General features: G+C 50.1%; 13 protein-coding genes. 3 read left to right on the top strand and 10 right to left on the bottom strand.

Going from position 1 to position 13,467, the window contains the following annotated elements:
* Positions 1-97: 97 nt before the first annotated feature.
* The 4 genes from DFQ01_RS27995 to DFQ01_RS27980 form a co-directional block, all read right to left on the bottom strand.
* Complete coding sequence (locus DFQ01_RS27995) at positions 98-997, bottom strand: cation diffusion facilitator family transporter (RefSeq protein ID WP_110047232.1); 900 nt, start codon at positions 995-997, stop codon at positions 98-100.
* Between the two features lie 12 nt (positions 998-1,009).
* Entirely contained in the window at positions 1,010-1,945 is a 936-nt protein-coding gene (gene secF / locus DFQ01_RS27990; protein ID WP_110047231.1) for a protein translocase subunit SecF, read from the bottom strand.
* On the bottom strand, positions 1,935-3,170 hold the full coding sequence (gene secD / locus DFQ01_RS27985; RefSeq protein WP_110047230.1) for a protein translocase subunit SecD: 1,236 nt from the start codon (positions 3,168-3,170) through the stop codon (positions 1,935-1,937). The genes secF and secD overlap by 11 nt, the downstream gene beginning before the upstream one ends.
* Before the next feature lie 83 nt (positions 3,171-3,253).
* A complete protein-coding gene (locus DFQ01_RS27980) occupies positions 3,254-3,493 on the bottom strand; it encodes a post-transcriptional regulator (RefSeq protein ID WP_245946911.1) in 240 nt (79 codons plus the stop codon).
* A gap of 253 nt (positions 3,494-3,746) precedes the next feature.
* Between DFQ01_RS27980 and spoVB the strand changes: the two genes are divergently transcribed.
* Positions 3,747-5,330 carry a stage V sporulation protein B gene (spoVB, locus tag DFQ01_RS27975; RefSeq protein ID WP_110047229.1) on the top strand — a complete coding sequence of 528 codons (1,584 nt, stop codon included), beginning with the start codon at positions 3,747-3,749 and terminating at the stop codon, positions 5,328-5,330.
* 16 nt (positions 5,331-5,346) lie between these two features.
* Here the strand turns inward: spoVB and DFQ01_RS27970 are convergent, their stop codons facing one another.
* Positions 5,347-6,072 carry a DUF421 domain-containing protein gene (locus DFQ01_RS27970; RefSeq protein WP_245946910.1) on the bottom strand — a complete coding sequence of 242 codons (726 nt, stop codon included), beginning with the start codon at positions 6,070-6,072 and terminating at the stop codon, positions 5,347-5,349.
* A 203-nt stretch (positions 6,073-6,275) separates the two neighbouring features.
* Between DFQ01_RS27970 and DFQ01_RS27965 the strand changes: the two genes are divergently transcribed.
* Positions 6,276-6,665 (top strand): TIGR04086 family membrane protein, encoded by a 390-nt coding sequence (locus DFQ01_RS27965; RefSeq protein ID WP_174812763.1) that lies wholly within the window; start codon positions 6,276-6,278, stop codon positions 6,663-6,665.
* A 91-nt stretch (positions 6,666-6,756) separates the two neighbouring features.
* Positions 6,757-7,602 carry a phosphatase PAP2 family protein gene (locus DFQ01_RS27960; protein WP_110047228.1) on the top strand — a complete coding sequence of 282 codons (846 nt, stop codon included), beginning with the start codon at positions 6,757-6,759 and terminating at the stop codon, positions 7,600-7,602.
* Positions 7,603-7,676: 74 nt separating this feature from the next.
* Here DFQ01_RS27960 and yajC read toward each other — a convergent pair whose 3' ends face one another.
* From yajC to ruvB, 5 genes are read right to left on the bottom strand one after another with little or no spacing between them, the layout of a single operon-like run.
* A complete protein-coding gene (gene yajC, locus DFQ01_RS27955; protein WP_110047227.1) occupies positions 7,677-8,009 on the bottom strand; it encodes a preprotein translocase subunit YajC in 333 nt (110 codons plus the stop codon).
* A 15-nt stretch (positions 8,010-8,024) separates the two neighbouring features.
* Positions 8,025-9,161 carry a tRNA guanosine(34) transglycosylase Tgt gene (tgt, locus tag DFQ01_RS27950; protein ID WP_110047226.1) on the bottom strand — a complete coding sequence of 379 codons (1,137 nt, stop codon included), beginning with the start codon at positions 9,159-9,161 and terminating at the stop codon, positions 8,025-8,027.
* Between the two features lie 51 nt (positions 9,162-9,212).
* Complete coding sequence (gene queA, locus DFQ01_RS27945) at positions 9,213-10,259, bottom strand: tRNA preQ1(34) S-adenosylmethionine ribosyltransferase-isomerase QueA (RefSeq protein WP_110047225.1); 1,047 nt, start codon at positions 10,257-10,259, stop codon at positions 9,213-9,215.
* A 45-nt stretch (positions 10,260-10,304) separates the two neighbouring features.
* Entirely contained in the window at positions 10,305-12,389 is a 2,085-nt protein-coding gene (locus tag DFQ01_RS27940; RefSeq protein ID WP_110047224.1) for a SpoIID/LytB domain-containing protein, read from the bottom strand.
* 56 nt (positions 12,390-12,445) lie between these two features.
* Positions 12,446-13,453 carry a Holliday junction branch migration DNA helicase RuvB gene (gene ruvB, locus DFQ01_RS27935; protein WP_110047223.1) on the bottom strand — a complete coding sequence of 336 codons (1,008 nt, stop codon included), beginning with the start codon at positions 13,451-13,453 and terminating at the stop codon, positions 12,446-12,448.
* Positions 13,454-13,467: the final 14 nt, after the last annotated feature.

Raw genomic sequence — 13,467 nt, 5'->3', positions numbered from 1 at the left:
TCGCTCTTATAATCCTCCCTGCTAGGGAGGACCCCATGGGACTCCCGTCCCCTGAACCCCAACCCTTACAAATCTTCATCCACATGCAAAGACGCTGCTATTGCAGCAGCGTCGGCATATGGTCTTGATTTGGATCGTGGTTTGATTTGTACGGATAACCAGGATCATAGGGTTCAACATAGACGGACGTCTCTGTCACATGAATGAACCTTTTCATAATAAGCTCTTTAATCCGCTTCGCGATCTCTTGCCCTTCGAGCACAGAGATGCGAGGATTGACACTGATGACAATATGAACAACAATATAATGCCCATGCTCCCGTGCACGCAGTGACTCTACCGTAACAACGCCTTCGACACGCTGAACAATTTCCATAATAGAAGCAACCTGTTCCTCATGGCCGAGCGGCATGCTTCGACGATTCGACGTGAGCTGAAGCAGACAGCCATATCCCTTGTAAACAACAATAAGAGCAACGAACATGGCAGCTATAGGATCAGCTGCTTCAAGCGCAGGCAAGTTAGCGTAATCCCCTATTGCAGCACAGCCTGCACCTGCGACGGTTACAAGCGATGCCAGGCGATCAAGAAGCTGCTTACCGACAGCAGGCACCAGCCATTCCTTCAAGACGAGCGCAATTAAAGCAAACACAGCGGCGGTCCAGTCCGGTACTGCGGATGATTCTGACGACCAACTGCGAAATGCTTCAAGTCCAATCTCGACACCAAGGAGCAGCGTTATCGCAGACACGATAATAATCGCGGAAGCTCCGCTGCTCTCTGAATTTTTCATTCGGGTCGTGCTGCGCCCATCGATGTGGAAGCTGTATGCGAGCGATTCAGCGCCATTGGCGATTGACCGAATCGAATCTGCCATTAATGCCGTGCTTCCTGATAAAAGCGCTGCAGCCGCCTTGCCAAGCGCCAATGCTCCATTACCCCATATCCCTGCGCGCATCGCAGAGAATCGCTTGTCCGATAATTGATTAGCGCTCATGTAAATCCCCTCTTACGATGCAGCAGGCGTTTTGACTGTTTTGCCTTGTTTCTGCCCTTTACCGCGCAGCATCAGCCACAGTGGGCTCGCGATGCAGACGGAAGAGTAAGCACCACTCGCCAGACCGATCAGCTTCGCAAGTGCGAACAGCTTGATCGATTCGCTGCCGAACAGGTACAGGCAGGCAGCCACGATCAATACGGTAAGTACCGTATAGACGTTACGCGCCATCGTCTGCCACAGACTCGCGTTAACAAGCTCAGCGAGCTGCTCTTTATTTTTCTGTTTGCTGAACCGCAGATTTTCACGGATACGGTCAAAGATAACGATTTTATCGTTGATCGAATAACCAATCGTTGTTAGAACTGCTGCGATAAACGGAAGGTTAACTTCCAACTGGAATATCGAGAACAACGCAATAACGACAAATGCGTCATACAAAATCGCGATATTCGCTGCAAGCGCAAACCGCCATTCGAAGCGGATCATCACGTAGAGCATAATCGCGATACTCGAGATAATAATCGCATAAATCGTTTTCTTACCTAGCTCGCGCGCCATATCGGGGGATACAACGTTCGTCTCTGCCGCCACTTGGTCACCGTATTTAGCTTTCAGACCTGTCAGGATAGCAGTAACCTTCGCTTGCTCCAGTACGTCGTCGAAACGAACCGATAGACGCGAGTTGTTCGAGCCGCCTACCGTCGTCTCAACATCTTTATAACCCAGCTCGGCCATCTCGGCCTTTGCCTCGTCCTGCGTTACTGTCTTACCGAGCTCAATATCCATATTCGTGCCGGCTTTGAAGTCGACGCCGAAGTTCATGTGGAAGAAGATCAGAGACAGAATCCCGATAATAACGAGTGCGATCGACGCACCGAAAAACTTCTTCTGATGCTTGATGAAGTCAAAACGAATATTAGTATGAAACTTCTCGTTATAGTGCACGGATTTCGTCCTCCTTCACGCCATAGTAGCTTGGTTTCTTGAACACATTGCTGCGAATGAGCAAGTGAATGAGGAACCGAGAAAAGAAGATGTTCGTAATGATACTTACCAAAATACTGAAGATCATCGTGAGCGCGAAGCCGCGAATGGCGCCGTTGCCGATAACATACAGCACAACACTTGCAATGATGTTCGTAATGTTCGCGTCCATGATCGTACGCAGCGAGTTTTTCGAGCCTGCTTTGAGCGAGGACAGCAAGCTTTTGCCACTGCGGATTTCTTCCTTGATCCGTTCGTACATAATAATGTTCGCGTCAACCGCCATACCGACACCAAGCACGAATGCCGCAATACCTGGCAAGGTTAGCGTTGCGTTCATCAGCTTGAACACGACAAGCAGCAGCCAGACGTACGAAACGACCGTAATACCCGCAACAACGCCAGGTACACGGAACAAGATGACTAGGAACACAAGAACGATTCCCGAGCCGATAAGACCAGCTTCAACCGTCTGATGGAGCGACTGCTCACCGAGCTTAGCGCCTACGCTCTGCGTATACTTCTCCGTCAATTGGAGCGGAAGGGCACCAAGGTTAATCGTATCCTTCAGCTTCTTCGCTTCTTCCGTTGTATAGTTACCGCTGATTTGTGCGCTGCCACCGCTGATAGCGTAATTGACCATTGGATCAGACAGCATCGTATCATCGAGGTAGATCGACATTTTCTGGCCAATCAACGCTGTTGTTACTTCTTCAAACTTCTTAGCGTCTTTGAGCTTAATCGTAATAATCGGATTACCCAGATCGTCCCTTACGACATCAGCACCGTTCTGAACAAAGTCAGCACCTGTAAGCACTGTCTCGCCTTGCGGATTGCGGAACGTCAGGTTAACTGGTTTCTTGAGCATGTCGCGAACTTCATCTTCATTCATGACACCCGCCAGCTTAACGCGAATCCGGTTGCTGCCTTCAGTCGTAATCTCCGGCTCAGCAATACCTGCCGAGTCAATCCGATCTTGGAGGCTCTTAGCCGTCTGCTTCAACGACTCCGGCGTAACCTCTACACCGCCTTCAAGCGGTGATGCCTCGTACAAAACCTCGAATCCGCCTTTCAAGTCCAATCCCAATCTGATGTCCTTGACCAGCCCTGGGGATGTCCAAGCGAAAACGCCGGCCATAATAATGATAATACCCAGGAAGGCTACCAACCTGCTGCTGCCTTTCATAGACGAATGATCCCCCTTATTTTCACAATAGTCCTATTATACCGAGGAGGTAAAATGCAGTCAAAAAAAAGACCGTTTCTATATCAGAAACGGCTGCCTCGGTAAGCGTCCAACGTCATCTGATTCATGAATGTCGTCGCCTTCAGCGACAAAATATCGTTTACAACCGCATGCAGCGCCGGTACGCCAGTCTTGCTATACTTCCTGCTGACACAAGCCCATACTTCCTCTGCCTCAGCATACTCGTAGCCGATCAGCCTAAACTCCGCCGCCTTGCTTTCGCATAACGTTTGCACCATTTCATCGAATTCTTCCTCCGTCATCGCCGCGCTTCCTCTCCATTGCCGAAATTCGAATCCATTGATGGGCAACACTTCTGTATTCGCCTTAACCCGTAAAATCTCCTGCTGGGAAATATGAGAAAAGCTCTATACAAGGATTGGACATGCGCTATTCGTTGTCTGCATAAGGATTAGTATGAGCTTGTTCCACAAGCTGAATCGACTGTTACCAAACGCTAATCGGTACCGTCGTTTCATTCCGGATAAAGTCCTTATTTTGAAAAGAGGGAAGCACGTGACGAAACAATCGTTCATCAAGGGTGCCATGATTTTACTTCTGGCAGGCGTAATCAATCGTTTGCTCGGCTTCGTTCCCCGCATTATCCTGCCACGAATTATGGGAGCTGAAGGTGTCGGCATCTACCAGCTTGGATACCCGTTCTTGTCTGTCATGCTGACGATTGTCGTCGGCGGCATTCCGCTTGCCGTAGCGAAGTGGATCGCAGAAGCAGAATCGCGCGGGGACACCCGAAGAGTCAAGACGATCTTCCGCACGGCAATGACATTGACCGTTACATTGTCCTTAGCGCTTACGGCCTTACTTGTCTTATTCGCACCATTCCTATCATCACATATTTTGCCCGATGCACGGGTTTATCAAACCTTTCTATGTATGACACCGCTCGTTACGATTATCGGGGTTTCTTCGGTATACCGAGCCTATTTCCAAGGCAAGCATAACATGATCCCTACTGCGGCTTCACAAGTGACGGAAACCATTATACGGATCATCTTCCAACTTACGCTGGCAGCGGCTCTGCTTCCATATGGATTGGAATGGGCCGCGGCAGGCGCTATGCTCGGTACGGTTGCAGGTGAAATCGCAGGGCTCGGCGTGACGGTTTACCATTATTATAAAGATCGTCGGCGTCAGCCGATCGCTGATGAGCAAGAAACGGAAGTCAAATCTCCTCCTACCTTATATAAGCGTCGTCCTTCCGAACCACCTGTTATGCGCCGACTTCTCCATCTGTCCGTACCCGTTACAGGCAGTCGATTAGTCGGATCGCTGTCTTATTTGCTCGAGACCATTTTTACCAATCGCAGCCTTGCCGCTGCCGGTATTGCCATTGGTGTTGCGACCTCGCAGTACGGAGCACTGCAAGGCATGATTGTTCCACTTGTACTACTTCCAACAGCACTTACGTATTCGTTGTCTGTATCGTTAATTCCAACCTTAGCCGAAGCCGCCGCCAAAGGCGATCGTGAGCTTATTCACCGCCGAATGCATCAATCGCTGCGGCTATCGCTAGTGACGGGCGCACCATTCGTTGTTGTCATGACGCTGTTCGCAGAACCGTTGTGCCGACTAATCTACAATCATGCAGACATTGCCCCGCTTCTGCGACTCATTGCGCCGTTTGGAATGTTTATTTATTTGCAAGGGCCTTTGCAGGCTGCCCTTCAGGCACTAGAAAAGCCAGGAACGGCACTTATGAACACCTTCATCGGCGCCGGCATAAAGCTTGTCCTAATCATTCAGCTCGCCTCAAAGCCAGAGCTTGGCATCTACGGAGCCGCCATTGCCATTTGTTTAAATATCGTTATTGTTACGGCTTTGCATGGCTGGAGCGTTGCCCGCTTCGTTGGCTATCGGATTAAATTATTAGATTTTGTAAAGGTCGGGACAGCGATGATGATCATGAGCGCCTTCGCACTTTGGCTTATGAAAGGCGCATGGCTGCCGCATGAGGCACTTAATCTGCTGCTTGCATCAGTTGGCGGGATTGTCCTCTATATCATCATCATGCTGCTCACGGGTTTTGTAAATCGGTACGACGTTCTCCGCATCCCGATTATTAACCGTTTATTCAAATAAGCCAAGCCTCGAGATATTATTTACGATCACGCTTCGTGTCCACATACCATCTGCCGCGGTGATCAATCGTACAGAAGAACACTTCCTTGAAGTCATTAACGCCTTGCTGCTGCAGTTCATTTTTGAGCCAAAAACGCGTTTTCTCCATTCTCTCCAAGTTTTTATCCTGTACCTTGCCATCCATAATGAGCGGAACAGGCAGCATCTCAAACCGATAACGACTAGGGAAAATCGGGTCCTTCGTTTCCTGTGACTTGTCATTCATGATGGAGGATCCCAAAGAACCCTCCTTCTTAATAACCGACAGCTTACCGCTCGTCTCTAGAATGGCGAATTCCACTTCACTAACCGAGCTGATACCGTTCTCTCGAAGCTGCAGCATCAGATCGTCAAGGTTATAGCGCCCGCTGTGCATGACATGACGATCCAGCTCACCGTTCTGGACAATAATGCTCGGCTTGCCATCAAACAATAACCGCAGCCTACGGTTCTTCAATGTAACATAGGAAATAACAATTTGAAGCAACATCAGCAGTGCCATTGGGAAAATACCGTGCCACATCGAACGCTTCGTATCCTCAATGACAATGACGGCGATCTCCGCAATCATGAACGAGATGACGAGATCGAGCACTGACATTTTGCCAATTTCACGCTTGCCCATCAAACGCATGACAATAAAAACAACGAAGTATATCAGAACCGTTCGAAGGAATAAGCTCCCGAATTCTGCCGCTTCCACACTTAACGCCCTCCTCTTCGCTGTATTCGACTTGTAAAAGTATTCTCACCCTCACCCTTAGCCGTCATGCTTGCGTCAACGTTCGAATTTATGGCAGTACAACAAATGTTCGGCAGGCGCTTGTACTAAATGGGTGGACAGAGCCATACAGTGGAAGTAAGTCATCATTCGATCGATACCATTTTAAGGGGGGTACATCACTCGTGAATTCAATTAAAAATGTATCCAAGGTAAGCGTCTCTTCACCTATGCTTGGCGGCGCATTAACCGCCTGTATCTGGCTGGCTGTTGGCGCACTGCTGCTATCGCTCATTTTGAAGCTCAGCAGCATGCAAGAAACGTTACTTCCGATGTATGCAATGACTGTACATGGCTGCGCGTCTTTCGCTGGCGGTTTTTCTTCTGGCAGACGTTCGGGGCGTAAAGGCTGGTATTTCGGAGGTTCACTCGGCCTTTTATATGCCCTCATTATCATTCTGATTGGCTTCCTGTCCGTGAATGCAGGCTTCTCGTCGCATACTTGGAATCTGCTCGCTATCGTCGTTCCAGCTGGCGCCATCGGCGGCATGATCGGCGTGAATTTGAGAAAATAAGTGACGTTTGCGATTGTCCCCCAGTTTTGTGTTATACTAATGCAGGCACTTTCGGCTTCGCTGCTGCATTAAGTCATTAGGGGGATCATGCATGGTTTTGTTTGACAATATGGGGAGCGTAGCAATCTATACAACCATTGTCGTTACCGCGCTTCTTACATACGGCGTAGCTGGAAATCCGTTTGCTGTTGCATTGGATTTTCTGAAAAATTTAGTTTTATCGCCGAGGTATTTCATTCATTTCATCGCTCTGCTAGCCATATTGTACTTGAATAAGAGTGAAATGCGAATCGAACGAAACATGGATTATACCGTCAATTTCACACATTGGTTCAAATCCATTGAAGGCAGCTTCGTTGCCAATCTACAGCATACATTTGAAAATTCGGCGTTAACGACCGGACTTGTTTTTTTATATGTTGTCGGCCTGCAAGCACTTATCATCGCTTCCATCGGCGTTTATTCGTATCGAAGCAAATCGAAGGAAATGTACTACGCGACCTGCTATGCCATTATGCTTAATTACCTCATCGCGATCCCATTCTTCCTGTTCTTCCCGATCAACGAAGTCTGGTCCTTTGATCCTAACGTAAGGTTTCTTATGCTGGAGGCTTTCCCGAAATTCGAGACGGAATATCGTCCGCTGTCGGGACTTAATAACTGCTTCCCAAGCCTGCATACTTCGATCTTGACAACACTTGCTATTCTTTCCGTTAAGTCTGGCAATAAGAAATGGGCCGTTCTTGTCTGTACATGCGCGGTATTGACGATCTTCTCCATCTTCTATCTGGGCATTCATTGGCTAATCGATATGTGCGGCGGTCTAATGCTCGCGACTTTCGCTTCTGTCGTTGGCATCAAACTCGCGAAGGTGAACGTTCTACGTCTTCCAGACACGCTGCCTAGCCGTTTGTTCGCACGAGAAGAAGTGAAATAAATGAAATTAGGAATACCTTAAGCAAAAAAAGGTTGAGCAGATTAATCTGCTCAACCTTTTTTATGTCTTGTGGTCTACTCGGACTTCTCCAGCTTCTCCGATGGCGCTGGCGCGCTTGTCAGGACGCTGCTAATTGCGCTGCGTTCGAACGTGAGCTTGACCGTATCGTTGACGCGAAGAACTACCGTATCGTTGTTCAGTTCAACGATCGTGCCGTGCAAGCCGCCGATTGTAGCGATTTTGTCGCCCTTCTTCAGCTGGTTCATCATCGCATTACGCGTTTTCGTCTTGCGCTGCTGCGGTCTCAAGAGTAGGAAATAAAATACCGCGAACATGAGTACGAATGGGAGTACTAGACCCCAAATGCCACCGCCTGAGCTCGAGGCAGTATCTGCTGCTAAATACATACAAACTCCTCCTTTTTAGAATCCTCGTTCATTGTCATTCAGACCATACTTCGCGAAAAATTCGTCCCGGAAATCGAGCAGCCGGTCGTCCATAATCGCTTGTCGTACATCCTTCATGAGCTGAATCAGGAAATGCAAGTTATGGTACGTCGTCAATCGAATACCGAATGTTTCGTCGGCCTTGATTAGATGACGGATGTACGCGCGTGAGTAGTTGCGGCATGTGTAGCAGTCGCAGTTCGGATCTAATGGTCCGAAATCATCTGCAAACTTCGCATTGCGAATAACAAGACGACCTTCGCTTGTCATCGTTGTACCATTCCGTGCAATACGCGTAGGCAGTACGCAGTCGAACATATCGATGCCGCGAATGGAGCCTTCGATTAGTGCATCCGGCGATCCAACGCCCATCAAGTAGCGCGGTTTGTTAGCTGGCATCAGCGGCACCGTCACATCGAGCATCTCATACATAAGCGGCTTGGACTCGCCAACGCTCAAACCACCAATAGCATAACCCGGGAAATCCATAGCGGTCAATTGCTCCGCGCTTTGCTTGCGCAGATCTGCATACATGCCGCCCTGGATAATCGCGAACAAAGCTTGATCATCTGGACGAGCATGCGCCTTCAAGCAGCGCTCTGCCCAGCGTGTTGTCCGCTCCAGCGAATTTTTCACATATTCATAATCGGCTGGATACGGCGGACATTCATCGAACGCCATCATAATGTCCGGTCCAAGTGCGTTCTGAATCTCCATTGCAACCTCTGGGGAGATAAACAGCTTGTCCCCGTTCAGGTGTGAACGGAACGTTACGCCTTCTTCGGTAATCTTGCGCATATTCGCAAGACTGAACACCTGAAAACCGCCGCTGTCCGTCAGAATCGGACGGTCCCAGTTCATAAACTTATGCAGGCCGCCAGCTTGACGCACAATCTCATGGCCTGGACGGATAAACAAATGGTACGTGTTGCTCAGAATGATCTGGGCATCCATCGACTTCAATTCTTCCGGGCTCATCGTCTTCACGGTCGCCTGCGTACCTACCGGCATAAAGGTTGGAGTCTCGATGACGCCATGCGGCGTATGAACGCGGCCTAAGCGCGCTCCCGACTGTTTGCAAACTTTAATTAATTCGTATTTAACTGCTGCCACGAACGTCCCTCTTCCGTATCCATGAATGATCGTAAGTCATCATTATATTTTTTAGTAAATAAACATTGCGTCACCGAAGCTGAAGAACCGATATCGCTGTTCTACCGCTTGACGATAGGCTTCCATAATGTGCTCCCTGCCAGCAATTGCACTGACCAGCATGACGAGCGTTGACTTCGGTAAGTGAAAATTCGTGAGCAGCGCGTCTACCAGTTTAAACGAATAGCCCGGGAAGATGAAAATATCTGTCCAGCCGCTGCAAGCCTGCAGCTCCTTGCCTTCAAACCGCTGCGCTACGCTTTCGAGCGTACGCGCCGATGTTGTGCCCACAGCTACAATACGTCCCCCGCGCGCTTTGGTTTCATTCAATTGCTGGGCTGTTTCTTCCGACAATTCATAGTACTCGCTGTGCATCACATGATCCTCAACCGCATCAACACTCATAGGCCGGAACGTGCCTAGACCAACATGCAGCGTAATGTAGCCGATACGGACACCTTTGTCCTTCAACCGTTCCAGCAGGTCCTGTGTAAAATGAAGACCAGCCGTCGGAGCCGCAGCCGATCCCTCATGCTTCGCATATACGGTCTGGTAACGCTCGCGATCCTCTAGCTTCTCCTTAATATAAGGCGGAAGCGGCATTTCGCCAAGTCGGTCGAGCAGCTCATTGAAGATCCCTTCATATTCGAAGCGTACAACGCGGCCGCCATGCTCGCCTTCTTCTTCTACGACAGCTGTCAGCAATGGGCTGCCATCGGCAACACTACCGAATGCGAGGACCGTTCCTACTTTCATTCGTTTCGCTGGCTTCGCAAGCGTCTCCCATCGATTATCGCCAAGCGCCTTCAGAAGCAGCAGCTCAACCTTAGCGCCTGTATCCTGCTTGATGCCCATTAACCGAGCTGGCAGTACACGCGTATCGTTGAGAATTAACAGATCTCCCTCACCAAGCATCTGCTCGATATCGAGGAAGGTTCCGTGTCCTACTGCACCTGTTTGCTTATTCAGCGTAAGAAGTCTTGAGCCTGTCCGCTCTAACAGCGGAGTTTGTGCGATAAGCTCTTCTGGCAGTTCAAAATCAAACAAATCTACGTTCATCGCTTCCGTCCTAACTGATCAATCAACAGCTTGACCTTAATGCTCTTACTGTCCTTCGATCGTAATTCCATTATAGTAGTATTTCATGATATAGACGTAGTCATACCCAAGTTGTGCCAGCCCCTGCGCCCCATATTGCGACAAGCCAACACCATGTCCATTGCCATAGCCGACAAAACGGAACTTCGGCTCTACAGTTGCAGCTCGGATTGTACCGTCACCACTCAAAACATAATAGTTCGAGGATGCGGTCGTCTTGCCATTGGCACCTGCAATGTACAATGAACCGGACTGCTCTGGACGCTTGCTCGTCGCGCCATTGGCGCCTGCAATTTGGACACGCGCCGTCTCATCAATCGTGAATCGCGTGCTCGGCAGACCACCCATCAGCGTACGATAGTTGACTGGAGACTTCGTCGAAAGTGCGGAACCGTTAATGCTCATACCGATAACACGACCTGATTCACCATAATCGGCATCGAGTGTACGGATCGCCGTGGTCCACCCCGAAGACTTCTGAAGCACATCCGATGTATAAGGTCCGAGCACCCATGACATTTTGTTCGACTCGACCGTTTGTTCGATCAGAACAACTTCCGTTCCTCTCGCCAGCTTATCAACCAACGCAATGGCATCATTAATGACAGGGTTATCTCGTACCTTCACACCATCGGCATTCGTAATCATAATTGTCGCGCCAACTGCATTCTTGCGACCTGTATCGTCCAACAAATCCTCACGAATATAGCCGACGGCACCGCTAGGTACAACAACCCGATACCACTGCATCAGACCGTTCTCTGCACTCTGGTCCGGACTTGGCACCGACTTCAAGTATGGAACGGCGTTGCCCCAAATCTCGGTTGCGTCTGCTGTCTGACCGCCTGCATTCGAAGAGAACAATGCTTCGATCGGCTTACCGTTATACATCGCGACCATCCCTGCTGTTGCATTGACAGCCTCTGTCGTCGATGTTTTCTCCGTATCCATCCCGCTATAAACTTGGCTGAGCTCCGTATCATTCACATGCGCAATACCGAAGCCCATTCCTTGATAGAGCGCATAGGACCGTGCTGCCACAGCTTGTGCCTTAAGCGCCTCACTAGCCCAAGACGAAGGCATCTCGGAAGGAACAACCGAATACAAATACTGCTCGAATGGCAGCTCATTCACAACCGCCATTTTGCCATTGTAGGCACTTACCTCCATGGAGCCGCGGTAAGTCCGGCTGCTCCTCTCCTGCAGCTTAATTCCTGTGCCGCCGTCCGTAGACACCCATACCTTCGCGCTGCTAGCCGGGAACGAATAAGATGGGTATGTCTGCTTCGCCGTACCGGAAATCGTATTGTCATCACGAAGGAGCAAATAAGGGGTAGACGCATCTGCCTCACGAAGCGTAGGCGCTCCCGAGACCTTGCTTGCACTCGTCTTTACGGCTGCAAGTGCCGTTGCATCGGCTGCAGCTCCAACCATAACACTGTATGTACCTGCCTTACGAATGGCGGGATAAGCATCAATGCCTGCGCTGCTGAACAATTGAACCGCATTGCGTGCAGCAGCCTCTGTCGTGTAACTTCCGCCTTCTAAATGGAGCGGACCCGTTAACGATGCTTTGAGTGAACCCATCAACGAAGCAATCGAGCTGTCCTTCGTCCACTTATCCATTGCCGTCTTTGCGTCAGCAGCCGCACTATAACTGCCCTCTAATACGACGTAATAGGACTTCCCACTCTTCGAAATCGTAGTAACGACCGCCGATCCGCCTAACGCTTGCACCCGCTTCGCGACGGACAACGCTGTATTGAAATCTGTCGTCTCAATCAATTTGACTTTATAGTCGTCGACTGCGAAACGCACAGGGTCTTTACCGGCTGTCAACCAGTTCTCGACTGCGGAAGTCGTCCGCATACCGATCTTGAGCCCGCCTGTTGATGAGAAAGACGCAGTCGCAGTATTCAAACGATATTTACCGGTAGCTTCGATAAACAAAGCAACACGAATGTTATCCAACTTGGGGACTGCCGCACCGGCAGAAGGCGATTCCTGCCATACGGAGACAGTCAACAGCAATGCAGCTGACAAAATAGCGCCGAATACACGGTTTCTGACTTTGGTTCTTTTAGCAGACATGTTGTGAAAAGCACTCCTTCCTTATTGCATGCTGTTACCGACCCGGGGGCGATTCGTTACGAATCGCCGGGTACTGGTATGCCGAGATGGCGATATGCCTGCGGCGTGGCAATACGACCACGAGGCGTTCGCTGTAGCAGGCCGACCTGCATTAAGTAAGGCTCATATACATCTTCAATCGTCTGGCTTTCCTCGCCGATCGTTGCTGCGATCGTATCAAGGCCGACCGGGCCGCCGCGGAAGCCCTCGATCATGGCACGAAGCATCTTGTGGTCAATTGCATCGAGTCCCATCGGATCGACACGGAGCAGCTCCAGCGCAGAGCGGGCAAGCTCATGCGTAATGATACCGTCACCGCGAACCTGCGCGAAGTCACGCACGCGCTTCAGCAGCCGGTTCGCAATACGCGGTGTCCCCCGTGAACGGAGCGCAATCTCCGTCGATGCTTCGCCGACGATGCTAACGCCGAGAATTTCAGAGGCGCGAGAGACGATGAATGCCAGCTCGTCTGTCTTGTAAAATTCAAGTCGGCTGACGACACCGAAACGATCTCGCAGCGGTGCGGACAAGAGCCCTGCTCGAGTCGTTGCGCCGATCAGCGTGAACGGCGGCAGATCAAGCCGAACGGATCGCGCGCTTGGTCCTTTGCCGATCATAATATCGAGCGCGAAATCTTCCATCGCTGGGTAGAGTACTTCCTCTACTGACCGATTCAATCGATGAATCTCGTCAATGAACAGAACGTCGCCTTCCTGCAAATTCGTCAGAAGCGCCGCGAGATCACCTGGACGTTCGATCGCTGGACCTGATGTCGTGCGCAGATTAACGCCAAGCTCGTTAGCGATAATGTTCGACAGCGTCGTTTTGCCTAGACCAGGTGGTCCGTACAGCAGTACATGATCGAGCGCTTCCTTGCGCATCTTAGCAGCCTCGATGAATACCTTCAAGTTTTCCTTTACGCTTGTTTGACCGATATATTCAGCCAAATAGCGGGGACGAAGACTCAATTCAACAGCCTGCTCATCCATCATCAAGTTAGCGGATATGATGCGATCATCATCCATGGGTCATTCCTCCT

Source organism: Paenibacillus cellulosilyticus (assembly GCF_003182255.1).
GTDB classification, from domain to species: Bacteria; Bacillota; Bacilli; order Paenibacillales; family Paenibacillaceae; genus Paenibacillus_T; species Paenibacillus_T cellulosilyticus.
The sequence above is the reverse complement of the archived record's forward strand: the minus strand, read 5'-3'. Positions and strand labels throughout refer to the sequence as shown.

Coding starts and splice junctions, on each gene's coding strand:
- DFQ01_RS27995 (WP_110047232.1), bottom strand. CDS start 997: ATGAGCGCTAATCAATTATCGGACAAGCGATTCTCTGCGATGCGCGCA.
- secD (WP_110047230.1), bottom strand. CDS start 3,170: ATGAAAGGCAGCAGCAGGTTGGTAGCCTTCCTGGGTATTATCATTATT.
- DFQ01_RS27980 (WP_245946911.1), bottom strand. CDS start 3,493: ATGACGGAGGAAGAATTCGATGAAATGGTGCAAACGTTATGCGAAAGC.
- DFQ01_RS27960 (WP_110047228.1), top strand. CDS start 6,757: ATGGTTTTGTTTGACAATATGGGGAGCGTAGCAATCTATACAACCATT.
- yajC (WP_110047227.1), bottom strand. CDS start 8,009: ATGTATTTAGCAGCAGATACTGCCTCGAGCTCAGGCGGTGGCATTTGG.
- queA (WP_110047225.1), bottom strand. CDS start 10,259: ATGAACGTAGATTTGTTTGATTTTGAACTGCCAGAAGAGCTTATCGCA.
- DFQ01_RS27940 (WP_110047224.1), bottom strand. CDS start 12,389: ATGTCTGCTAAAAGAACCAAAGTCAGAAACCGTGTATTCGGCGCTATT.
- ruvB (WP_110047223.1), bottom strand. CDS start 13,453: ATGGATGATGATCGCATCATATCCGCTAACTTGATGATGGATGAGCAG.